Genomic DNA, 23,526 nt, shown 5'->3' on the forward strand with positions numbered 1-23,526 from the left:
GTACAAAAATGTAGAAAGTTAAAATTAATTATTCAAAAATGCAATTATTCACAGGAAGCAAGACTATCGCGAAGAAAAATAACACTCCCCCAAAATACTTATAAATTTCCATAACTTCTATGGATTACCCAGCCGATCAGCATTCCAAAGGCGTGGCGTGCTGCAAATCCACCCGCCTGTTGAGGATGAGCTGGGCCGTCTTGGCGAACTGAGCGGTGACGTCGGAAACGTGAAATATGGACTCGCCTCCTTTTGACAAGCCTTGCATCACCTGGGGGTTGTCGTCCAGGTAGCGCTTCAGGCTGATGCTCACGGCCTCGGAGGAGTCCACAATCTTCACCCGTTTGCCGATCTTGCGGGCGATGAGCTGCTTAAGGATAGGGTAGTGGGTGCAGCCCAGGATCAGGGACTGGATTTGCTGCGCCTTGAGGGGGTGGAGATACTTTTTGACGATCATGCGGGTTTCGGGTTTTTTCATCCACCCTTCCTCCACCAGGGATACCAGCAAGGGGCAGGGTTCGCTGAAAACCTTGCGCTCAGGATCGCGCTCCTTGATCAGCCTTTCGTAAATGCCGCTGTTGATGGTTCCCCGGGTGCCGATCACGCCGATGCGTTTGGCTTTGGCAAGGGAAAGGGCCATATCCACGGCCGGAGAAATCACCTCAAAAATCGGAACGTCGAATCGCTCCCGCAGCGTGGGTACGGCCACGGCGGAGGCCGTGTTGCAGGCTACCACGATGATCTTGGCCCCTTGATCCAACAGGAAGCCGGTGTTTTCCACGGCGTAGCGGGTCACCGTATCCTTGCTTTTGGTTCCATAAGGGGTGCGCGCCGTATCCCCGAAATAACAGATGTTAAGATGGGGAAAGAGCTCCATGACGGCCCTGGCCACGGTCAGGCCGCCGATTCCTGAGTCGAATATGCCGATCAATCAAAGGCTCCTTTCAGGAGTTTATTAAAAAAAATCATGACATAAGCCGAAAAATGTATAATAGTTGCCAGGAAGCAAGTCAAGAACCGTCATTGAACCATCATTCTCTTTTTTGGATGCATTGCAGGAGGTTTTATATGGATTCCGGAAACAGTTCCCGCACCATGGACCAGCGGATTTTTTCCCTGGATTTGCCGGTGGAGGCTGTCTCCCTGTATTTGTTGTGCTGCGGCCTGGTGGATGGAGGCGCCACCGTTTCCGCAAAAAACATACTCGGAATGTGGAACGGAACGCCCGACGAATTGGCCAACGCGCACAAGATTCTGGAAGCAAAAAACATCGTAATAAAAATCCTGTCCGACGGCGAAGGGCATGACATGTACCGGGTCATGGAAGCGGATGAATGGGAATGATTCGCCAGCCCCATCCATTGCTGGATCAAATTCTGTTCGGTTTTTTGGAGCCTTATCCCATAGCCGGCATGGGCGAGCCCTGGAAATCCAAAATTCAGGACACATTGGCCGCCTTGAGGGAAAAAGGCGTCGGCGCCATACTCACGCTCACCGAAGAAGACTATCTGGGCCTGGAATACACTGCGGCCGAATTTCTCCATCTGCACGCGCCCATTGACGATTACGAAGCCCCAGGCAGGAAAACCCTGGAACTGGCCGTGGACTTCATGGACCACTGCCTGGATCAGGGCGTGGGCGTCGCCGCCCATTGCCTGGAAGGCCGCGGCCGCACAGGAACGGTCCTGGCCGCCTGGCTGGCCCGCAAGGAAAACCTGGACGGCGAGGCCGCCATCCGGCGGGTTCGGTCCCTCCGGCCCATCACCGCCCTGTCCCCCGCGCAAAAACAATTCCTGTTGGACTATTTGGGATAAACCAGCTAATCGCCGGAAACGGCTCTCCAGAACAAATCGAAAAAACGGGGAATGGCGTCCACCAGCTTCCACTTACGGCCGTGAAAATACCATTTGTGGATCTGGCGGTAACAGAACATGTAATACAGGTCCAGGGCCTGGGAGGCCGTGACGTCGGGCAGGATTTCGCCCCGGGCTTTTCCGTGTTCGATAATTTGCGTGATGATGTCCTTGGTGGATTCGCTGCGGTACCCCGGGGTCTGCATCCAGGTGCGCATGGGCACGGTGATGAAGGCCGTGACGGCCACGCCGGGATTGTTATCATAAAAGTCAAAGGTGATCCAAAAGCTCTTACGGATCATCTCCCGGGCGCTTTCCAGCCCCTTGATATGCTCCTGCACGCCGTCGCTGATCAAGGAGATCTTGTCTTCCAGAATGGCGAAGACCATGGCCTCCTTGGACCGGTAGTAGCGGTACAGGGTGCTGGAGCTCAGCCCGGTGCGGCGGCTGATTTCCCGCATGTTCACCTGGTGGAAGTCCTGGGAGGAAAACAGGTCCAGAACCACGGGATAAAGCCGTTCTTTTATTTTCTCAGGAACCTGGGTTTCTGGCATATGGACGTCTCTAACAGGCGCATGAACCATTTTCAACGCCTGACAATGAACGGCGATTGAGGCCGGGCGCATGCCGGCCTTGCATTAATACTCTTCAAAGCCTTTGGGATTCAGATTAATTTTAGGCAAAACTCTCCCTATTTTATACTCGCCGGCTCCGCATGGGATGACCGCCCGCCACTGTTTTCCAACCAGGACTTCCTCAGGCGCCTCATCGTCTCCCATACCTTGCGTCCAAACCCTTCGAGCTTTGGCCTCTAACTCTTCCAACGTATAACAATCGGTGAGATTAAGAAGCGAGCCGGGAGGAAGCGAATCTTCAGCCCCTGCATCCTGAGGATCCTGCCGATTAAAGGGAAAATCCCGTAAAGCATCGCCTCCATCTTGCTGCTCATGAGCGGCATGAGGCTTTTCTTCCGCTTTTTTAACGGAGGGAAAATCTATGTCGGAATAGCTGCGGACCTTCTTTTTTTCGTTCAAATCAAGCCCGGCAAGGGTCTGTTCCATTTTGACTACTGCAGCTTCATCGTCTGCGCCCTGCTGCGCATCCTGGTCCGCGTCCTCCGCTTGCTTTGCCGCTTTTTCGGCGGCCCATTTTTCGCAGCGGGCGCGGGCCATGGCCTTTTCACGCTCCAGCCTGGCGGCCTCGGCCTCCTCCCGGCTCACCCTCCGCTGTTCCCTGATGATTCGGACTATGTCGTAATAGTCCTTTTCCGAAACCTGATTTCCGTAAGGATCAAAATAAAAACCTTGTCCGGCGTTCGCAACAAAAACCAAACATATGCCCAGGATAAACATAAGGGCGAAAATTCTAACCTTCATGGCGCTCCTTTCTGAACAGCTGCAACAGAATCCACGTGAAATGCGGATCGCCTATGCCGGATGGGCTGCAACAGGCAGCCCAATCCATCTATATATTTGATAATAAAACAGATCGATATTCAATAACGTCTCGGGCTAATCGCCCTTATGGCCGCCGGTTTTTTTGTCGGGATTAAGTTTGTTGTGGCTCCATTGAATGTCTTTGAGATTGGGAAGGCGCTGGCCCACCCTAAAGCCTCCGTCTCCGCACGGCTCCACATTGCGCCAGACGCCGTTCATAAGGACTTTTTGAATCACGGATCTCCCGGAAATAAATTCCACATACATGTCTTCCGCCTGGGCGTACATTTCGCTGTATGTATAGCAGTCGAAGGTATTCAAAGCGGATTGGCCGGGCGCGGAAACGCCCGCCCCGGTGTTCTGGCGTGAAATAATCTGATCCAGGGAGGAGGCAGCGGCGCCGGAATTGGCTTTGGCCCCCTGTTTTTCAGCCTGGGCGGCCTGTTGGGCCTTCTTTTTCGCCTCCTTGGCGGCCCATTTTTCCTGGCGTTTGCGCGCCTTGGCCTTTTCACGCTCCATCTGGTCCCTGCGGACTTCTTCCAGATGCGCCGCCTGCCTGGCCCGGTTGGACTCCTGTTGCTTTTTATATTCCCGTTCGGTTATGGGATTTCCGTTGGCGTCAAAAAACATGCTTTGGCCGGCGTAGGCGGAAAAGCAAAACGCCAGAGTTGCGAGCAGCGTTAAAACAAAGAACCTTGTTTTCATAATGCACCTCCCGAACAAGAACATTTTTCCGTGTAAAAACAAAGCCGGGAATCAACTCCCGGCTCTGTAGCTTACTCACCGCTAAGGCACTGCCCCCCTTGGCCGGGGGTGTTTCGCAACTGCTGATCAATCCAAATCAGAACCTTGTCAAACTCGGCGGCCATTTCGCTTAGGGCCTTGCCGCGGTGGCTGACCTGATTTTTTTCCTCGGAGGTCGATTGGGCGAATGTCTTGCCAAAGGGTTCATAATAGAAAACCGGATCGTAGCCAAACCCGTTGTCGCCGGCTTTGTTTTCCGTGATGACCCCTTCCACCCTGCCCTCGTAGGTCAGAGCGGCGCCCGTGGGCACGGCCAGGGATATGACGCACTCAAAGGCTGCGGAGCGGTCTTCCTTGCCTTCCAACTCCTTTAAAATCAAATCGCAACGGCCTGCGTCGTCCAGGTCCTCTCCGCCGTAGCGGGCGCTGTAAACGCCGGGAGCGCCGTTCAAGGCGTTCACCACCAGGCCGGAGTCGTCGGCCAGGGCGGGGAATCCCAGCATCCGCGCGGTGATGCTGGCCTTTTTGTATGCGTTGTCGTCAAAGGTTTCGCCGTCTTCCTCCACTTCCGGAATGGGGCCGAAATCGTCCAGATTCTTAATGGTTACCGGGTATCCTTTCAGGATTTCCATGATTTCCCGGGTTTTTCCTTTATTGCGCGTGGCAAGAACCAAAGTCGTCTTGGGGGTGGTCATGTGCTGCCTCCTTACAATGAATCTTAAAATATCCTTTTGAGTTACACCATTTGGAGCTTTTAGGCAATATTTGGCCGCAATCGAAGTCCCTCAGGCCTTATAGCCGCGAGTTTTTTAACGCCCGGCGTTTTTTTTGCGGCTCGCCCCGCCGGAGCCTGCTCATGGAAAAGCCTTTACAGGCTGTATATCCTCGTATATGAAAATAAGGTTTAAATCAACGCGCACCATGCTCTGGCGCGTGAGGATTTTCCGTAAATATGCCTGGGGTTAAGGTCCGGGCGTCAAATATCGTCTTATGAAATGAAAAACCAACAAACCTTAAAAAGGAATCTGCCATGCACAAGCTGTTGTTAGACCAACCAGGAAAGGAAATGCTTGTTCTGGGAAACGAGGCCATCGCCAGAGGCGCGGTGGAGGCCGGTGTGGCCTGCGCCACAACCTATCCGGGCACGCCTTCTTCGGAACTTTCCCTGGCCTTTTTTCAGATGTCCAAGGAAAGCGACCTGTATTTTGAATACTCCACCAACGAAAAGGTGGCTCTGGAAGTAGCGGCCGCAGCCGCAAACGCGGGCATCCGCAGCATGTGCGTAATGAAGCACGTTGGGGTGAATGTGGCGGCCGACGCTCTCATGACCCTGGCGTACATCGGCGTCAAAGCCGGCATGGTGCTCTTGACGGCGGACGATCCTTTTATGTTTTCCAGCCAGAACGAGCAGGACAACCGGTATTACGGCAAGATGGCCGGATTGTGCGTATTGGAGCCCTCTTCCCTGCCCGAAGCCAAAGCAATGGCCACCTACGCCTTTGAGCTTTCCGAAAAGCTGGGCGAGCCCGTGATTCTGCGCACCACCACGCGCATCAATCACTCCACGGGCGCCATCACCCTGGGCGAGCTTGTCAAGCCCAACATCAAGGGCTCCTTTACCAAGGATCCTTTTAACCTGGTGGCCATCCCGGCGGTTTCCCGCAGGCTTCACACCCGTTTGCTCCAACGGCTGACGGAAGCGGAAAAGATCACGGACCAGTCCGATTACAACTATGTTCAGGGCGGCGGCGCCTGGGGCATTGTGTGCAACGGCGTGAGTTACAATTACGTGTGCGACGCTTTGAACGATCTGGGCGTCACGGACAAAGTCAGCATTTTGAGGATCGGCTTTTCCAATCCCATGCCGGTTGCAAAGGTAACCGAATTTTTGAAGGGCAAGGAAAAGATCCTGGTTGCGGAAGAAGGCGAACCTTTTATGGAAGAAGCCGTCCGCTCCATGGCCCAGGAAGTTGGCTGCACCATTCCGATCAAGGGCAAAGGCCCCGAGCTTTTCTCCCGGGAAGGGGAATTCGACCCCGCGGGCGTGAGAAAGGCCATCGCCGGGTTCTTTGGCGTGGATCTGGCGCCGGCTGCGGTCTTGGATCTTTCGGACGTTCCGGAAATTCCGGCCAGGCCGCCCAACCTGTGCGCCGGCTGCACCCACCGCGCCGTGTTCTACGAAGTCAAAAAGGCCGCTGAAAACATGGAAATCATGCATCCCACAGACATCGGATGCTACACTCTGGGGGTTTTGCCTCCCCTTTCCTCGGCGGACTTCCTGATCTGCATGGGCTCCTCCATCAGCACGGGCTGCGGATTCTCCAAGTTCATCGACCAGAAGGTGGTCACCTACATCGGCGACTCCACGTTCTTCCATTCCGGCGTCCCCGGCCTGATCAACGCGGTGCATAACAACCACAACGTGACCATGGTCATCCTGGACAACGGAACAACGGCCATGACCGGGCATCAACCCAATCCCGGCGTGGACCGCGACGCCATGGGCCAGGAAGGCTACAACCGGATTTCCATTGAAAACGTGGTGAAAGGCCTGGGCGTGGAAAGCGTGACGGTGATCAAGCCGTACAAGGTGCAAAAAAGCGTGGACGCCATCAAGGAAGCCCTGGCCTACCAGGGCGTTTCCGTCATCATCGCCCAGGAGCTTTGCCCCCTGTACGCCAAGGCGCTCAAGCGGCCGGTCAAGAAGCCTTTCCGCATCGATATGGAAAAATGCAAGGACCACAGGCTGTGCGTGGACGCCCTTGGCTGTCCGGCCATGTACGTGGAAAACAACAAGGTGGCCATCAATGCGGAGCAATGCATCGGCTGCGCGGTTTGCGCCCAGGTTTGCCCGGAACACGCAATCGTTCCCATCAGGGATTAATGAATTATAAGGGAGCGCCTTTTGCGGGGCGCTTTCCCTCATAAGAAAGGATATAAGACATGGACCCTGTAAGACTGATCATAGTGGCCGTGGGAGGACAAGGCAACCTGCTTACCGCTCGCGTCCTGGGCGAGGCGGCCCTGGCATCGGGCATCCCCGTTCATATGAGCGAGATCCACGGCATGGCCCAGAGGGGCGGTGTGGTGGAGTCTTCCATTGTATTCGGCGACGCCCAAAGCTCCATCATTTCCGACTCCGAGGCGGACGTCCTTTTGGGATTTGAGCCCGCCGAAACGCTTCGCGCCTTGAACCGGTGCAACAAGAATACGGCGGTGATCACCAACACCAGCCCCCTGCCCCCGTTCACTGCGGCCATCGGCAAGGGCGTGTATCCGCCCTTGAATCAGATGCTGGACCTGATTTCCGCCAAAACCGCCAGCCTCAAGGCTTTTGACGCGCTCAAGCTGGCCCACGAAGCCAACAACCCCCTGGGATTGAACATGGTGCTGCTGGGCGCCCTGATCCGCTCGGGGATCATTCCCATTTCGGCGGACACGGCCAAGCAGGCCATCAAGGACAACACCAAACAAGCGTTTTTGGAATCCAACCTCAAGGCCTTTGATTTGGGCTTCGAAGCCGCTGCTTAGAGAAAGGCTTGGGTAGAGCAACTTTGTAATGCGTATTTTTGACAGCCACTGTCACATTGACGACAAGTCCTACGACGACGATTTCCAGGAAACCCTGGATCGCGCCAAAGATAACAGGGTGATCGCCTGCATGATTGTGGGCATCACTCTGAAAACCTGCCGCAAGGCCGTGCCCTTGTGCGAGGCCTCGGCAAACTGCTTTACTTCGGTGGGGGTGCATCCTCACGACGCCAAGTCGTGCAGCGAAAAGGTCCTGGAAAAACTGAGGGAGCTGGCCAAAAGCCCCAAGGTCAAGGCCTGGGGGGAGACCGGACTGGACTTCAACCGCATGTTTTCACCCCAGGACGTCCAGGAAAAATGGTTCATCCGCCAGATTCAAATGGCCCGTGAAACCGGCCTGCCCCTGATCATCCATGAGCGGGACACCAACGGCAGGCTGTTGGAAATCCTTCGGGCTGAATTGCAGCCGGGCCAGGGCGGGGTGGTGCATTGCTTCTCCGGAACCAGGGACGAAATGCACGTCTATCTGGACATGGGATTCCATATTGGCATCACCGGAGTAATCACCCATAAGGCCCGGGGCAAGGAATTGCGGGCCATGGCGCCGGAAATCCCGGACGACCGGATTCTTGTGGAGACCGACGCGCCTTATTTGACGCCTTCGCCGGAAAGAAACAAATTCCGTCGCAACGAGCCGGCCTTTGTCAGGCGAGTGCTGGAAAAAACCGCGGAAGTCCGGTCCCAGGACGTGGACGCCCTGGCGGATCTGGTCTTCAACAATACTTGCCGGCTATACGGCATCAGCCCGGACGAGTTGGAGCTAAGCTAATGGATAAGGGCCGCGCTCAAAAAATCGCCCGATTCCTGTACGAAGCAGGACAGTTGAGGAGAGTGGACCGCTCAGGCTGGTGGGTGGCGGGCGTGGATGCTCCGGAAAGCGTGGCCGAGCACAGCTTTCGCACCGCCGTTCTGGCGGGCATGCTGGCTAAAATCATTGGCGCCAACCGGGAAAAGGTCCTGACCATGGCCTTGTACCACGACATCCCCGAGGCCCGCATCAACGACCTCCACAAAGTCGCCCAGCGTTACTTTGACTGCCCCACGGCCAATGTCAGGGCCGCCGAAGACCAGGCGGACAGCCTTCCTTCGGAATTGGGAAAGGAAATGGCTGATCTGGCCAGGGAGCTTTACGACGAATCCAGCCTGGAGGCTAAAATTGTCGCGGACGCCGATCATCTGGAATGCCTGCTGACGGCAAAAGAATACTTGCAGCGTGGGTTTCCGGTCCAGGATTGGATAGAAAACAACCTGGCCGGGCTTCACACGGAGGCGGCCCGCGAAATCGCACAGGCTGCGATGGACGCCGCCCCTTCCGACTGGTGGAAGGGCCTGAAAATATCCCATAAACAGTAAAGCCGGATCCTGGACATTTGACAACCGTTGAAGGGGACAGTAAGATGGGGGACTCCAAAAGGCGGAGGCAATCCACGAACAGAGTGGCCAAAAACAAGGGGGAACACATGTCCGAACAGGAGCAGCAGCACATGGACGATCAATTCAAAGCAAAGTCGCCTGAAGAGCAATTCATGGAAGCGGAGCCCGTGGAAAGCGGCTTCTCCAACCCGGGTTTTACCGAAGAAGCCAAAACCGAGGACGAATGGGAGGAGGATGAATCCTTTCTGGAAGACAGCACAGGCCGCCAAATGCTTTACTGGATCGGCGGAGCTGTGGGGGTTCTGGTGATTATCGCCGTCCTGTTCTTTTTCCTGGGCGGCGGCTCCGAGCCCACGGGCGACTACTCCGGAGTTTCCAAGCAGGTGAAGGACATAGAAAGCCGCCTGACCAAATTGGAATCCAATTTAGCCGCCTGGAACATTAAGCTGGACCGCATCGATCAAAACGCGCAGACCGCCGTGGAAGAAAGCATGAAACTTTCGGCCAAGATTGAGGAGATTAGAAGACAGGCAAGCTCCCGGCCCGCACCAGCCGTATCGCGTCCGGCCCCGGCGCCTGCGCCGGCGCCAACCCGGACTGCGGCCCCCGCAAAGAGCGCTGACCGAAAATACCACGTGGTTCAGGCCGGCGACACCTTGTACAGCATCCACAAAAGATACGGGGTTTCCCTGGACACCCTGCGCAAGCTGAACAACCTGAAAGAGCATGAACCCATCTACTCCGGAGACAAGATCTACGTGGAGTAGCTTGCCTTGCACATTTGCAGGATCTAAAACAATTTCGAATAATTAAAAAGGCGGCCCGTTCTCTGGCCGCCTTTTTTGCGTTTTTGTATCTTGTGACGCCGTAAATTTTGTTGATTAATTTTGTTGAGGGCTGTACAGGGCGATTTTTACAGCCGGAAACGCCATGGCCAGCCGGGCTGCGTTCTTCGGCGCCCATTTCTTTTTAGGCAAAAAAGGACGCCTGCAATGAAAGAAAAACGCCTGAAAATAACCACCCGCCGTTGGCGCGAGTCGGACATTCCCCAGATCATCGAATGCAGCCGGGCCATCTACAGCGACTATCCGCCTGAATTCATCTACAGCCAGCGGCAATACGAAATGCAGTTCAAGGCCTTTCCGGACGGCCAGTTCGTAGCCGTCCACAAAGACCGCATTGTGGGATATTGCACGGCCATCATCGTCAACATCGACGACGACTTCTGGTACGACGTGGACGAAATCACGGGCGCGGGGACCTTCAGCACCCATAATCAGGACGGAGACACGCTCTACGGCGCGGACATCGGGGTGCATCCCGACTATCGCAGAAAAGGCGTGGCCATGCTTTTGTATCAACGCAGGAGGGCCTTGCTTAAGCGCTATAATCTGCGCCGCATGATCGCCTACGGCCGCATTCCCGGATACCAGGAGCACGCGGGCAAAATGAGCGCCGAGCAATACGTGCAAAAAGTGGTGAAGGGAGACCTGCGGGATCAGGCCCTGAACGCCCATCTTAAGGCCGGCTATCAGGTTAAAAAGGTTCAGCTGGACATCACCATCGACAAGGCCAGCCTCAATTACAGCACCTATCTGGAAATGCCCAACCCGGATTTCAACGAGGCGAAAAAGCGCATAGCCTCCTCCTTCTCGGTCAAGCATCCGGCGCGGCGCATCCGCGTGTGCGCGGCTCAATACGCCATGAAGCCCGTGGCGTCCTGGGAGGAGATTGAGAGGAACGTGGGCTTTTTCGCCGACTTCAGCAGCTCCTATCATTGCCATTTTCTGGTCTTTCCCGAGTATTTCACCTTTCAGATGTTCAGTTGCATGAAGGAAACGACTTACGGAGACATGGTGCGCAAGCTCACCGAGTATACGGACAGGTACGTGGAAATGTTCCAAGGGCTGGCCAGGAAATACAACCTCTATATCGTAGGCGGCTCCCAACCCGTCCGGGACGGCGACTCCATATACAACACAGCCCATTTGTTCACGCCCACGGGCCATGTTTACACCCAGGAGAAGCTGCACATCACCCCGGCGGAAAGGGAGGAGGCCAACATCCAGCCGGGCCGGGCCATCCGTCTTTTTCAAACGCCGTACGCCAGGGTGGCCATCCAGATTTGCTACGACATCGAGTTTCCCGAGACCTCCAGGCTGCTGACATTGGCAGGCGCCGAAGTCTTTTTCGTGCCCTATTATACGGAGGAGAAAAAGGCGTATTTTCGCGTGCGTTTATGCTCCCAGGCCAGGGCTGTGGAGAATTTCGCCTACGTGGTCATGACCGGCAACGTGGGGAATATGCAGACCCGGGCGGGATCGTTCCTGAACTACAGCCAGTCCGCCATCTTAACGCCCAGCGATTTTTCCTTTCCGGAAAAAGGCGTGGAAGGCGAGGCCGATCCCAACGTGGAGGCGGCGGTGGTTTCGGAACTGACTCTGTCCGCCCTGGCCCAGCAAAGGCATGTGGCCACGGTCCGGCCCCTGCACGACCGCCGGCCGGACCTCTACAACCTGAACGCCGTCTCCAAGGTGGAAATCATCAGGACGGAGTAAAAAAAAAGGGGGGGGGGGGGGGGCGCTAAAGGCTGCGTTTCCATTGGGCAAGGCCGTAAAGAAGGGCCTGATCGAGCCATTTCTCAAAGGAAGAGATGATTTGTGACAATTCCTGATTATACGAAAACTGAAAAGGGTCTGGGCAAATAATGACAGGCCCTTGTACATCAATCTCTCCGTTTTCTCCAAATTCCCGTTGATCCAAAAATGCAGCACAAGCCAGCACGCCGGCAAACTCTGAGCCCAAAGAATGGAAGGATAAAACAAACCGGGTCTCCGGCTTGTCATCAATCAGCAACCGCACCCAGGCGTGATAACTTAAAGTATCGGCGGTATACTCAAGTTCTTCCGCCGCCTTAGCAACCTGATTTCTAAAAATGTTGTTGACGCTGGGCTTGCTGGGAAGCACGGAAACAGGGACATCCTTTGCCGAATCGGCCAATATTGCGGATAGTCTGTCCCGCAATTCCACAAACTTCTCATTAGCAATCGACTCCAATTTTTTGGAATACTCAAAAACTATCAACTTTTCGTTTTCTTCCATGGAAGGGGCCTGTGAGCGCTCTTGCAATTTATCGGATATGGACTGAAGCATGGCGTCCATGGTCGTTTTTTCCGTCAACACGTCCTCGGAAACGCCTAAGGCCTTGATGAAGGCTTTCCTTTGTATTCGGGCGAACATATTCACAAGCGGGGAAAGATCTCCTGCATCCGCCTGTTCCAGGGCTTCAATATACTCTGTCCTATGCTCTTCGCTGATAAGAACTAACGGGAACCACCCCGCCCTGATAAAGACCAGAGAAGCCAAAGCCCGGGCGACTCGCCCGTTGCCATCCTGAAAGGGATGAATCTGCGTGAAGCGATGGTGCAGCCAGGCTGCTTCAATTTCGGGCGGCACATTCAATACGCTATGCTGATGGTGCAAAGAAACAAGCCGGTCCATTTCCGCCGCTGTGTGCTCCGGCGGGCAGTATTGGTGAAGGCTGCCGTTAGGCCTTGACGGATTATTTTCCAGGGTTTTCCATTCGCCTTTAAGAAGTTTCATGCGGATGGGAGAGCCGAGAGAATCCATTCCGTCCACGTAGTCTTGGTGAACAGTTAGGGCTTGATGTATCTGCTTGATATATGAAGTTGACAAGCGGCGTTTTTGGGAGACGAAATCAAAAAGCCCCTCCACAACGTTTTCCTGATCCTTGATTAAAGGCACTACCTCTGAAACGGGCTTATTCATGCTGCCATGAGGAATCAAGCTAGCCTTGATGCCCTTTTCGATCAGCACCTGGGTGACGCCTCTATCAATGGTATAAAGGCCTTCTATAATCCCTGTTTCTATGGCCCATTGACGAATTAATTTCTTGTTAAATAGGTCGAACGTCTTGGAGTCCGCCAATCTAACCTTTCGTTCCGCCCATATAGGGGAAAAGGCAGCAAGTTCATGCGAAGCGAGTTCCTGCCAGTTGTCCTGCAAGTCCTCAATAGGCTTCCACTTGTGGTTGCTCATGGCCTTCTCCTCTTAATTTTTTCTTTTGATGCGGATACCAGATCTTCTTTTACCCCGGTTATTGCTGCGCGTCAAACTCCATCATCTTGCGGGCGAGGCTGGCCCAATTGAGATTTTGCATGTCCTTGGCCATGTTGTGCATGAGGCCGTTTTCCACCACATGGCGCTTTTGAGCCCGGTCCGTCACCCCGTAAAACGGCATCATAACGGAAAACGCCTTGTTGGTGTATTTTTTGATGGGGTTCATCACGTCCTTGCGGCGGGTGTAATAGGCGTCCTCGTCCTTTTCGCAAGGCTTGTTGAATACGTTGAACTGCCGGCACGCCATGGGCCGCAACGGGTGGATGGAGCAAACCCCGTCGATCAGAAAAGCGCAGGCGTCGCCGTGCTTGTGCTCCATAAGCTGGGCCAGCAAGGGAGTGCGGAAAGGCTCCTCCAGCTTTTCCGTGCAATACCAGGTGATGCCGATCAGCTCCAGAGGATAGGCGGGAATGGACCTGTGCGTGGCGCAGCAGTGCGAGCACCCCTTGGCGCAGGCCAGTTTCGCGCCCTGCTTTTCCATGAGTTCAATGCCTTTGGCCACACCCTGGTCCGTTATGAAGTAGCCTTCCAGCAGAAGGGAAAGCCAGTCGTGTTTTTGTTCGTCTTGGGGAAATACCAGTCGGGAGGTTGGTCCGGGGGATTTCTTCTTTTTCGGCATTTAAAACTCTCTTGTCTATTCCTTTCAAAAAAGGCGTTAAAAGTGCGCAGGTCCATGCTGCATCCTAAGTCATGCCGAAAAAATTTCCGATCTGCAAGGACTTATTGGAAAAACTTCCTCCAATGCCCGTAGTTTGCCAAAATTCAAGGCCGAAATAAGGCCTCCCGGACATATTGAAAAGCTAAAAAAACACTTTATCTCCGCCCTCCGAAAAAGAGAAACTGATGGGTAAATCAGTCAAAAAAGAATGGATGCGGCCAGCAGGCGCCCCCATGGAAGCGATTACAGGTTACGGGCGCATTTGGCCTTAACTCAATATTTTATCAGTTAAAATTAAATTTAAAATGATTTTTATGAAAAAATCTTGAAATTCATCTTGACATCATTATAATCAGGAATATATTCTTAAATAAGAACGATTGTCAATAACATAAGGATTTCAATATGGAGATATCGTTCAAGGAAACCAATAAACGCATGGCCCGCTTTGAAAAAGCGATTCGCCAAGCGGGCGTAAAAGTCACCATCCAGCGGTTGGAGATTTTCCGGGTGATTGCTTCGTCCATAGACCACCCGGATGTAGAAACGGTTTATGAGCGAGTGCGCGAGCGTCTTCCGACGGTGTCGCTGGATACGGTGTACAGGACCATGTGGATGCTTCTTGATTTGGGTTTGATCTCCACCCTTGGAGCATCCCGGGACAGGACCCGTTTTGACGCCAACATGGAAAACCACCATCATTTTGTTTGTTCCCGTTGCGGTTTGACGCGGGATTTTTACAGCGAGGAGTTGGATGGGATAAAGATCCCGGAATCCGTGAAAGACTTTGGTTCCATAGAAAAAGCCCATTTGGAAGTCGTGGGAGTATGCAAGCAATGCGCAGCCAAGCCTAACCCTAAAGCCCAAGAGGAGGACACGTCATGAGTGAAAACGGCAAGTGCCCTGTAACAGGCAAAACCAGCAAACCCGTCGCCGGCGGCGGAACGACCAATCAAGACTGGTGGCCCAACCAGTTGAACCTTAATATTCTTCATCAACAATCGTCCAAAAGCAACCCCATGGGCGGCGATTTCAACTACGCCGAGGAATTCAAAAAGCTCGACTTAAAAGCGGTCAAGGAAGATCTGTATAAACTGATGACCGACTCTCAGGAATGGTGGCCGGCGGATTACGGCCATTACGGCCCTCTTTTTATCCGCATGGCCTGGCACAGCGCAGGCACCTACCGCATGGGCGACGGCCGGGGAGGCGCGGAATCCGGCAGCCAGCGTCTGGCCCCCTTGAACAGTTGGCCGGACAACGTGAATCTGGACAAGGCCAGGCGTCTGCTTTGGCCCATCAAGCAAAAATACGGCAAGAAAATTTCCTGGGCCGACCTCATGGTTCTGGCCGGCAATTGCGCCATTGAGTCCATGGGCCTGCCCACCTTCGGCTTCGCCGGGGGGCGTGAGGACGTTTGGGAGCCGGAGCAGGACGTTTACTGGGGCTCGGAAGAAGAGTGGCTGGCTACCAGCGACAAGCCCAAAAGCCGCTATTCCGGAGAGCGGGACCTGGAAAATCCCCTGGCCGCCGTGCAGATGGGCCTGATTTACGTCAATCCTGAAGGTCCTGACGGCAACCCGGACCCCATCGCCTCGGGCAAAGACGTGCGCGAAACCTTCGCACGCATGGCCATGAACGACGAAGAAACGGTGGCGCTTGTGGCTGGCGGCCATACGTTCGGCAAGTGCCACGGCGCAGGCGATGCGGCATTAGTGGGGCCTGAGCCGGAAGCCGCTCCTTTGGAGGAAATGGGCCTGGGCTGGAAAAGCAGCCACGGCAGCGGCAAAGGCGGCGACACCATTAGCAGCGGCATCGAAGGCGCCTGGAAGCCTCGTCCCACAACCTGGGACATGGGCTATTTGAAGGTGTTGTTCAAATACGACTGGGAGCTGGTCAAAAGCCCGGCCGGCGCCAATCAATGGCTGGCCAAGGACGTGGACGACGAGGATATGGTGGTTGACGCCCATGATCCCAACAAAAAACACCGCCCCATGATGACCACGGCAGACCTGTCCCTTAAGTTCGACCCCATTTACGAGCCCATTGCAAGGCGCTACCTGGAAAACCCCGAAGAGTTTGCGGACGCCTTCGCCCGGGCGTGGTTCAAGCTGACCCATCGCGACATGGGCCCCCGCGCTCGCTACCTCGGCCCCGAAGTCCCGGAAGAAGAACTGATCTGGCAGGATCCCATTCCCGCCGTGGATCATGAACTGATCGACGATAAAGACGTTGCGGACCTCAAGGCGAAAATTTTGGCCTCCGGCCTGTCCGTTTCCCAATTGGTTGCCGCCGCCTGGGCCTCGGCCTCCACATTCAGGGGTTCGGACAATCGGGGCGGCGCCAACGGCGCACGCATTCGCTTTGCCCCTCAAAAGGATTGGGAGGTCAACCAGCCGGCGGAGCTTCAAAAAGTGTTGCAAGCCTTGGAAGGAATTCAAAAGGATTTCAACGCCGGACAGTCGGGCGGCAAAAAGGTTTCCCTGGCCGACCTGATCGTCCTTGGCGGATGTGCAGGCGTGGAAAAGGCGGCCAAAAATGCAGGCGCCGACGTGATAGTCCCCTTTGCGCCGGGCCGCATGGACGCCCTGGAAGAGCAGACCGACGGAGATTCCTTTTCCGTGCTTGAACCCAAGGCGGACGGCTTCCGCAATTATCAAAAGGCAAAGTTCGCGGTCAAGGCGGAAGAGCTGCTGGTGGATAAAGCCCAACTCCTGACCCTGACCGCGCCGGAAATGACGGTCCTTGTCGGCGGCCTTCGCATGCTCGGCGCCAACTACGGAAATTCCAAGCACGGCGTTTTCACCGACAAACAGGAAACTCTTTCCAACGACTTTTTCGTGAACCTGCTGGACATGAGTACGGTTTGGAAGCCGAGCGCCGATGACGACGATGTCTTTGAAGGCTCCGACCGCAAGACCGGCGCGCTCAAATGGACCGGAACCCGGGTGGACCTTGTTTTCGGCTCCAACTCCCAGCTTCGGGCCATTTCCGAGGTATACGGATGCCAGGACGGCCAGGAGAAATTCGTACAGGATTTTGTTGCGGCCTGGGACAAGGTCATGAATCTGGACCGGTTTGACCTGGCCTGATAATCGGCTGGATGTTTTTTTTTCGGCTTTCCCCATAGAAACAGATAGAAAAAGCCAGCCTCAGAAATAATCGAGCGGCGTTTCCTTAACCGGAAGCGCCGCTCGTTGCGTTTTGCAAGGTCTCTCATATCACAAAAAAGGGCTTGCCTTTGTTTAAAATATCTGAATTAATTCCCGATCATTGAGTAAAAGACACCGATTAAAAATTCATCTTCGGCTTACATCATCAGGCCGTTTTAACTGCCATTTGTCGGCAGGCTTGATTTGAGGGGATCGGGATTTCCTGGCTAGCGTTCAGGCTTGATTAGCGCAATGGGCGGGCTTTATGCTGCGTGTTGCTTGGGACAAGAATTTTTACTGTCGGAAAGGTTCTCATGCGTATGAAAAATTCCTTAAAGAGCTTAATTTTATTGGTTTTATTACTAATTGCGGTTTCTTCTACAGGGTTATGTTCGGCGAACGCCGCAGCTCCGGGAAGCAATCTCGTATTGATTTTTGACGCTTCGGGCAGCATGTGGGGGCAAATTGACGGCGAGGCGAAAATCACCATCGCCAAAGAAGTCATGGAAGGCATAATCAAGGATTTGCCGGATGATATTAATGTAGGGCTTACGGTCTACGGCCACCGCCGCAAGGGGGACTGCGATGACCTGGAGACCATCATCCCGCTTGGCCCCATAAACAAACAGGCCTTTATTGAAAAGATCAAGGCCATCAATCCCAAGGGCAAAACGCCCATGCTGCGGTCCATCCGCCTGACCGCGGAATCCATCAAGCATCTGGAAGACGAGACGACCATCCTGCTTGTTTCCGACGGCAAGGAAACCTGCGATCCCGAACCCTGCGCCTTTGTGGCGGAACTGAAAGCCTTGGGCATTAACTTTGTCATGCATGTGGTGGGCTTTGACGTGGGAGGCGAAACCGAGGAGGAGCTGAAGTGCATGGCCGATGCAGGGGAAGGGGAGTATTTTCCGGCTTCCAATGCTGACAAGCTCAAAGAGGCCCTGACCACGGTCATTGAAAAGACCGTGGAAAAAAACCTCAAAGTTTCCGCCTTGCTCAACGGAAAGCCGCTGGCTGTGCAAGTGGTGATTCTCAATCCGCAGAATGGCGAGGAAGTTAAGATAGGCCAGTCCACGGAAAAGCGCCCGGCGAGTTTTGGGCTGCCGCCCGGAATGTACGACGTCAAAGTCATTGATGCATGGGTTCAGGACTCCCACCCACACAAGATGTTCAAGGCCGTGGAGGTCACGAAAAATGACGTCACGGAAATCACGGCGAAATTCGGCGCCGGCAGGCTGGAGATTTCCCCCATCAAGGAGGGCAAGCTGTTTAGCGCCGCCGTGGAGGTTAAAAATTCCAACGGCCGGGAATTCCGCGATAACAGCACGGAGACAAGAACGGCCTCTTTCGACCTGGAAGAAGGCGCCTACACGGTCACGGTAAGGGACGCATGGGGAAGCGACGCCGTTATTGACCTGGGCGAAGTCGCGATCCTCCCGGGCCAGACGGTCAAAAAGGAAGCGGTCTTCCAGTCCGGCTTCCTGCAAGTTTTCCCAATGAAGCAGGGCAAACTGTTTAGCGCGGCTGTGGTCATCAAGACTCCGCAAGGGGAAGAAAAAAGCGACAACAGCACGGAAAGCAGGCCCGCCAAGTTTGAACAACTTCCCGGAAAATATTCCGTCAAAGTGCGGGACGCATGGGGATCCGACGCCGTTATTGACCTGGGCGAGATCGAAATTCTCGACGGCCGGACAACCAAAAAAGAGGTTTCCTTTGAATCCGGCATTCTTGAAGTCTCCCCCATTAGAAACGGCAAGCTCTTTTACGCCGCCGTGGAGTTGACAAAGCCTGACGGAGAAGTCGTCCGGGATGACAGTACGGAAAACGCGCCGTCCCAGTTTGAAGTCATGCCGGGATTCTATTCCGTGGAAATACGGGACGATTGGGGCGACAAATCCAAAAGAACCTTCAAGGTGGAAATCAAGGCCGATGAAACCATACGCAAGACCGTGGATTTTGACGCGCCCCAGGCCCAGAGCATGGCGCAACCGCAGGCGGCGGCGGATCAATTGAAGCAATCCGGCGTTGTTCCCCAGGAATCGCCCGCCCAGGCCGTGGACCAGCCAAACACAACCTTTACCGGGGCTGGAGTCCCGCCTGACGTAAAGACGGGCGTGCAGTCCGGAACGCAGGTGGGCGCCCGGATCGACGAAGACATGATCGGCGCTCACGTCGCGGGCGAGGATGAGGAAGATCCCCCTCTTGCGAAGATGCCTTACAATCGGGATGAATGGACCCTGGGCCGCGTCTACCCCCTGCAGGCCAGGCGCAACTCCGACACCCTGAATCGCCGCCTCAATTCTTGCGAAGAGCAGGCCGGAAAGCAAAATCGCCCGGACCTCCTGCCCCGAATCCAGGCGGCGCGGAGCCAGGTGGAGGCCCTGAACAAACTGCTGAAAAAAAAGGCGTCCAAGGAAGCCATCCAGGAGGCCCTTTATAACCTGGCTGAGGAAGTCATGGATATCCACAATGCCCTGGCCATCTAAGAACCTGTAATAATTTTAATCCCCGGGCGGCCATGCCGTCCGGGGATTCTTATGCAGCAATAAAAACGTATCTATCCTCACAGAGAGCTGCCGCCGTCAATGGGGACGATCTGGCCGGTCATATAGGCCCCGGCCCTGCTGCAAAGCATGACGGCTACCCCGGCGATGTCCTCGGCGCTTCCCCAGCGGTGGAGCGGAATTTCCTTGCACTCGGCCGCGTAGGCCGCTTGGTCCTTGCTGACGTATTCGGTCATTTTGGAGAAAAACCGGCCCGGCGCAATGGCGTTGACCCGGATGTGGTCGTCCGCCAGATCCTTGGCCAGGTTCCGCGTCAATTGGTGGATGGCGGCCTTACTCGGCCCGTAGCTGTAGCTGGAAAGGCTGGCGCCCACAATCCCGGCGATGGAGCCGATATTGACGACGCTGGCGGTGTTTTCCGGGCTTTTTCCCTTTCTGAGCATGTTCAAAAAAGCCTGGGTCATGAAAAAAGGCGATTTGACGTTCAGGTCCATCACCTTGTCCCACCCTTTTTCCGGAAAGGCGTCAATGGGAGCGCCCCAGGCCGCGCCGGCATTATTGACCAGCACGTCCAGGCTGTCTTCTTTTTCGGATATCCGGGCGGCCAGAGCCTGGATGCCTTCCAGCCCGCCCACGTCTCCGGGGATGGCGATGCACTCGCCGAATTTGGAGAGTTCCTCCGCCGCCTCCAGGCAGGCAGGCGCTTTTCTGGCCGTAATATACACGCGGGCGGCCCCGGCTTCCAAAAATCCCTGAGCCATGTAATAGCCGAGCCCCCTGGACCCGCCGGTGACCAGACAGACCTTGCCTTTCATGGAAAACAACGTATCAATCATTTTTTCCCTCCTATTTTTTTAACCGCAGAAGAACCGGGCTGCATTGTCCTATTCCTCCAATCGTCGCCCCAAGACTCGCCCTCTTTACACGATCGTAAAAATTAATTCTGTCCTGTTTGAATATCCCTGTCAAGGGCAAGTTCGAATAAACATGGGGTCAAATCTACGTTTGACGTTTGAGGATTTGCTAAACAATACAGGTCAGGGCTTGCTCTGCGTTTTTTTTGAGGAGGGGCGGCGCCGGCGCGGCGTCAGTATGAGTTGCCATGGAATTACCACTCCAGGTCGGCCCCAGCATGCAATGCCGAGGGCCGATAGGCCGATAAGGCCTCCCTACTCCGGCGTGTATCGGAGGGCCAGCATGGTGATGTCGTCGGCCTGGGGGGCGGTGTCCGCGAATGAATGCACCTCTTGCATGATATGCTTGACAAGATCGCCCACCTTCATGCGGCCGTGCTCTTTGAGAACGGCTTCCAAACGCTCTTCGGAGAACAGGTCGTTCTGGGGGTCCATGGCTTCGGTGACGCCGTCGGTGTACAGGAAAAGCATGTCTCCCCGGCTGAGCGTAACCTTGGCCGCGGAGTACTGGGCCTCCTCCCGGATGCCCAGGGCCATGCCTTTGGTGGACGGCATCATTTCCAGGTCGCCGTTGGCGCGGACGATGTAGGGCGGATTGTGTCCTGCAATGACGTAATCCAGGTCTCCGGTCTTCACGTTGAAAATTCCGAAGAACATGGTCACGAACATGAAGGAGGGGTTTTCCTGGGCCAGGTCGTGGTTCACCCAGGCAATCACTTCGCCGGCGGTAAGATTTTGGGTGGCCCGGGTTTTGATGAGGGTCTGGGTGATGGTCATGAAGAGCGCTGCGGGCACGCCCTTGCCGGACACGTCTCCCAGGGTGACGCACAGGCGCTCCTCGTCGATGAAAAAGAAATCGTACAAGTCGCCGCCCACTTCCTTGGCGGGCTCCACATCGGCGTAGAGGGCGAAGTCGTCCCGCTCCGGGAAGGGCGGAAAGACCTTGGGCAGGATGCCCATTTGGATATCCCTTGCGATCTGAAGTTCGCTTTCGATTCTTTCCTTGGCGGCGGTAAGGTCCGTGAGGTCCCGGATGTAATCCTTGAGGGAGGTTTTCATGTTATCCAGGGAGTGGGCCAGACTGGCCACCTCGTCCCGGGATTTGACTTCGGGCATTTCCGCGTCCAGGTTTCCGGTGGCCACGTCCTCGGCCACTCTGGTCAAGGCCCTGAGGGGGCGCGTAATGGTTCCTGAAATGGCGGCGATGATAAACATGACCAGAATGAAGCCTGCCGCGCCCAGGCCTATGACGATTTTATTCAGGCGGAACACGTCGGCCATGAGCTCTTCTTTGGGAAACATGACCCCCAGGGACCATTCATTGGAAGACAAGGGATTGTATACCATCCAGCAGGGTTGGCCTGAAAATTCGCAGTCCAGGGACACGAACCCGGTCTCGCCTGCAATCATGCGCCGGCCGATCTCGCGCAGCCGCGCATCGTCTTTGGCCTCGGCCAGGCTGAATATGGTTTCGTTCATGATCAGGCGAGAGTTCGGATGCGTGACAAAGGTTCCGTTTTTAGTGATGAGAAAGCCGTATCCGGTCTCTCCGATTTGAATTGCCTGGACGATTTCCTGGAGCCAGGCCAGGGAGATGTCCGCCGTGGTAATGCCCCATAATTTCTTTTCAGGGGCGTTCAGGTCGTAAAAGGGAACCGAGTAGGTGGACATGAGGATATTTCCGGCCCCCTCATCAAAGTAGGGCTCGCTCCACACCGGCTCGTCCAGTTCTTTGGGAATCTGGTACCAATCTTCATAGATGTAGTCATAGGGGATGTATGTGAACTCGACTTTGTCGTCCCTGCCCTTGAAGTAATAAGGGGCGAAGTACCGAATGTTCGTACTGTACTCCCAGGGTTCGAAAGCCACGGTAGCGCCGTAGATTTCCGGGCTGCGCTTGATGGTTTCCTGAATCAGGCCCGTAAAAGCTCCGCTTTGGGGACGAAACTGCTCCATGGCGACGGCTATGTTTTCCGGGGTTTTTTCCACGGAAAGCAAAACGGCGTCAATATCCTCGGAGGTGGCACGGGCCAAATCAAAAGCGCTTTGCTCGATTTTCGCGATGAGCATGTCCCGCGTGAACAAATACGTGTAGGTGAATATGACCGCGAAAATCAGGGTCACACTCGTCAGAATCCACAAATTGAGTTTAAAGGCAATGCCCCTATTGGTGACTTTCATCATAACACTTCCGGTAAAAGGCATTATACTCCGGGATGGAGTTTATCAGGCCGAAATCCTTTAAGGAATACGCCACCCTGGCAAAGTCGTCGTATTTCAGGGCGCCGGATATGCCCCCCCCGCTTAGGGGATGCATGAGGTCCTTCATCCGATCCAGCATCCACCTTTGATGGACCCGGGTGGCGGGAATGTGCTCATCCTCCAGGTTGGCCATGACCAAGTCTATGGTTTCCTCGGGATGGGCGAAGGCGTATTCCCAGCCTTCAATGGAGGCGGCCACGAACGCCTTGCACAGGTCCGGATCCTGGTTAAAGGTGTCTTCCAGGACGTAAATGCCGTCTTCGGGAAAATTCAGGCCGTGGTCGTAAAAAAAGAAGGTGACCAGTTCGTCGGGATTCAGGCCGGCGTTCAAGATGGTATGGTATTCGTTATACCACATGGCCGAGGCCACATCCACGCCCCCCCTCAAGAACAGATTGACGGAATAGGACTGGCGAATCGTTGTCACGTCCAGGCCGTATTTTTCGATAAAGGCCGAAGGCTGAATCTGAAAAACCGGCTCCCAAAGCCCGATCTTTTTTCCGTTCATGTCCTGGGGGGAAATGATGCCGCTGCTCTTTTTGGCCACCAGCATGAGCGCGCTGCGGCGAACCATCTGGGCGATGTTCACCACGGGCACGGCGTGGTCCCGCATTTGTATTCCCGAGGCCAGCCACAAGGTGGCGAATTCCGCCTGTCCCGAAGCCAGATACTCGGAAGACTGCCTTAACGGCCCCCCGGCGATAATCGTCAGGTCAATGCCCCTTTTTTTATAAGAGCCCTTTTTCAGGCCCATATAATATCCGGCGAATTGAGCCTGCGGAACCCACTGGGGAATGAGCCGAACCTCTTTGGCGAGCACGGCGGGAGCCGCAAAGGCTCCCGCACACGCCATAATAGCCAAAGCCAGGATCACAAACCCCGGCATTCTTAATCG

The 23,526-nt window shown here is 54.9% G+C and carries 21 protein-coding genes; 11 read left to right on the forward strand and 10 right to left on the reverse strand.

Annotated features, from left to right (window positions below; genetic code table 11):
• Positions 1-136: 136 nt before the first annotated feature.
• Entirely contained in the window at positions 137-931 is a 795-nt protein-coding gene (gene murI / locus BUE18_RS15650; protein ID WP_073477141.1) for a glutamate racemase, read from the reverse strand.
• A gap of 137 nt (positions 932-1,068) precedes the next feature.
• On the opposite strand from murI, the gene BUE18_RS15655 reads away from it, so the two are divergent.
• Both BUE18_RS15655 and BUE18_RS15660 read left to right on the forward strand, forming a co-directional pair.
• Complete coding sequence (locus BUE18_RS15655; RefSeq protein WP_073477142.1) at positions 1,069-1,344, forward strand: hypothetical protein; 276 nt, start codon at positions 1,069-1,071, stop codon at positions 1,342-1,344.
• Complete coding sequence (locus BUE18_RS15660; protein ID WP_073477143.1) at positions 1,335-1,814, forward strand: protein-tyrosine phosphatase family protein; 480 nt, start codon at positions 1,335-1,337, stop codon at positions 1,812-1,814. The genes BUE18_RS15655 and BUE18_RS15660 overlap by 10 nt, the downstream gene beginning before the upstream one ends.
• Before the next feature lie 5 nt (positions 1,815-1,819).
• Here the strand turns inward: BUE18_RS15660 and BUE18_RS15665 are convergent, their stop codons facing one another.
• From BUE18_RS15665 to BUE18_RS15680, 4 genes are all read right to left on the reverse strand, one after another.
• Positions 1,820-2,407, reverse strand: coding sequence for a TetR/AcrR family transcriptional regulator (locus tag BUE18_RS15665; RefSeq protein ID WP_073477144.1), 588 nt, complete (start codon positions 2,405-2,407; stop codon positions 1,820-1,822).
• A gap of 84 nt (positions 2,408-2,491) precedes the next feature.
• Positions 2,492-3,229 (reverse strand): hypothetical protein, encoded by a 738-nt coding sequence (locus tag BUE18_RS15670; RefSeq protein WP_073477145.1) that lies wholly within the window; start codon positions 3,227-3,229, stop codon positions 2,492-2,494.
• Between the two features lie 135 nt (positions 3,230-3,364).
• Complete coding sequence (locus BUE18_RS15675; RefSeq protein ID WP_073477146.1) at positions 3,365-3,994, reverse strand: hypothetical protein; 630 nt, start codon at positions 3,992-3,994, stop codon at positions 3,365-3,367.
• 71 nt (positions 3,995-4,065) lie between these two features.
• Positions 4,066-4,728 carry an XTP/dITP diphosphatase gene (locus tag BUE18_RS15680; RefSeq protein ID WP_073477147.1) on the reverse strand — a complete coding sequence of 221 codons (663 nt, stop codon included), beginning with the start codon at positions 4,726-4,728 and terminating at the stop codon, positions 4,066-4,068.
• Positions 4,729-5,063: 335 nt separating this feature from the next.
• Between BUE18_RS15680 and iorA the strand changes: the two genes are divergently transcribed.
• The 6 genes from iorA (at position 5,064) to BUE18_RS15710 (ending at position 11,556) form a co-directional block, all read left to right on the forward strand.
• Positions 5,064-6,917 (forward strand): indolepyruvate ferredoxin oxidoreductase subunit alpha, encoded by a 1,854-nt coding sequence (gene iorA / locus BUE18_RS15685; RefSeq protein WP_073477148.1) that lies wholly within the window; start codon positions 5,064-5,066, stop codon positions 6,915-6,917.
• A gap of 59 nt (positions 6,918-6,976) precedes the next feature.
• A complete protein-coding gene (locus BUE18_RS15690; protein ID WP_073477149.1) occupies positions 6,977-7,564 on the forward strand; it encodes an indolepyruvate oxidoreductase subunit beta in 588 nt (195 codons plus the stop codon).
• A gap of 28 nt (positions 7,565-7,592) precedes the next feature.
• Positions 7,593-8,393, forward strand: coding sequence for a TatD family hydrolase (locus tag BUE18_RS15695; protein WP_073477150.1), 801 nt, complete (start codon positions 7,593-7,595; stop codon positions 8,391-8,393).
• Positions 8,393-8,977, forward strand: a complete 585-nt coding sequence (locus tag BUE18_RS15700) for an HD domain-containing protein (RefSeq protein ID WP_073477151.1) — start codon at positions 8,393-8,395, stop codon at positions 8,975-8,977. Before BUE18_RS15695 ends, BUE18_RS15700 begins: the two co-directional genes overlap by 1 nt.
• A 107-nt stretch (positions 8,978-9,084) precedes the next feature.
• Positions 9,085-9,765 carry a LysM peptidoglycan-binding domain-containing protein gene (locus tag BUE18_RS15705; protein ID WP_211482817.1) on the forward strand — a complete coding sequence of 227 codons (681 nt, stop codon included), beginning with the start codon at positions 9,085-9,087 and terminating at the stop codon, positions 9,763-9,765.
• 225 nt (positions 9,766-9,990) lie between these two features.
• Positions 9,991-11,556, forward strand: coding sequence for a bifunctional GNAT family N-acetyltransferase/carbon-nitrogen hydrolase family protein (locus tag BUE18_RS15710; RefSeq protein ID WP_073477153.1), 1,566 nt, complete (start codon positions 9,991-9,993; stop codon positions 11,554-11,556).
• A 25-nt stretch (positions 11,557-11,581) separates the two neighbouring features.
• Here the strand turns inward: BUE18_RS15710 and BUE18_RS15715 are convergent, their stop codons facing one another.
• The gene (locus BUE18_RS15715; RefSeq protein WP_073477154.1) at positions 11,582-13,057 is read right to left on the reverse strand and encodes a Fic family protein; all 1,476 of its coding nucleotides are present in this window, start codon (positions 13,055-13,057) and stop codon (positions 11,582-11,584) included.
• A gap of 58 nt (positions 13,058-13,115) precedes the next feature.
• On the reverse strand, positions 13,116-13,757 hold the full coding sequence (locus BUE18_RS15720) for a YkgJ family cysteine cluster protein (RefSeq protein WP_073477155.1): 642 nt from the start codon (positions 13,755-13,757) through the stop codon (positions 13,116-13,118).
• 444 nt (positions 13,758-14,201) lie between these two features.
• On the opposite strand from BUE18_RS15720, the gene BUE18_RS15725 reads away from it, so the two are divergent.
• From BUE18_RS15725 to BUE18_RS15735, 3 genes are all read left to right on the forward strand, one after another.
• Entirely contained in the window at positions 14,202-14,681 is a 480-nt protein-coding gene (locus BUE18_RS15725; RefSeq protein WP_073477156.1) for a Fur family transcriptional regulator, read from the forward strand.
• On the forward strand, positions 14,678-16,888 hold the full coding sequence (katG, locus tag BUE18_RS15730) for a catalase/peroxidase HPI (RefSeq protein WP_073477157.1): 2,211 nt from the start codon (positions 14,678-14,680) through the stop codon (positions 16,886-16,888). The genes BUE18_RS15725 and katG overlap by 4 nt, the downstream gene beginning before the upstream one ends.
• Before the next feature lie 488 nt (positions 16,889-17,376).
• The gene (locus BUE18_RS15735; protein ID WP_073477158.1) at positions 17,377-19,437 is read left to right on the forward strand and encodes a vWA domain-containing protein; all 2,061 of its coding nucleotides are present in this window, start codon (positions 17,377-17,379) and stop codon (positions 19,435-19,437) included.
• 77 nt (positions 19,438-19,514) lie between these two features.
• Here BUE18_RS15735 and BUE18_RS15740 read toward each other — a convergent pair whose 3' ends face one another.
• From BUE18_RS15740 to BUE18_RS15750, 3 genes are all read right to left on the reverse strand, one after another.
• Complete coding sequence (locus BUE18_RS15740) at positions 19,515-20,291, reverse strand: RhlG family 3-oxoacyl-ACP reductase (protein WP_073477159.1); 777 nt, start codon at positions 20,289-20,291, stop codon at positions 19,515-19,517.
• Between the two features lie 333 nt (positions 20,292-20,624).
• Positions 20,625-22,553 carry a SpoIIE family protein phosphatase gene (locus BUE18_RS15745; RefSeq protein WP_073477160.1) on the reverse strand — a complete coding sequence of 643 codons (1,929 nt, stop codon included), beginning with the start codon at positions 22,551-22,553 and terminating at the stop codon, positions 20,625-20,627.
• Positions 22,534-23,517 (reverse strand): ABC transporter substrate-binding protein, encoded by a 984-nt coding sequence (locus BUE18_RS15750; RefSeq protein ID WP_073477161.1) that lies wholly within the window; start codon positions 23,515-23,517, stop codon positions 22,534-22,536. The genes BUE18_RS15745 and BUE18_RS15750 overlap by 20 nt, the downstream gene beginning before the upstream one ends.
• Between the last annotated feature and the right edge of the window lie 9 nt (positions 23,518-23,526).

Origin of the sequence: Desulfatibacillum alkenivorans DSM 16219, from assembly GCF_900142135.1 — a bacterium.
In the GTDB taxonomy this organism is placed as follows: domain Bacteria; phylum Desulfobacterota; class Desulfobacteria; order Desulfobacterales; family Desulfatibacillaceae; genus Desulfatibacillum; species Desulfatibacillum alkenivorans.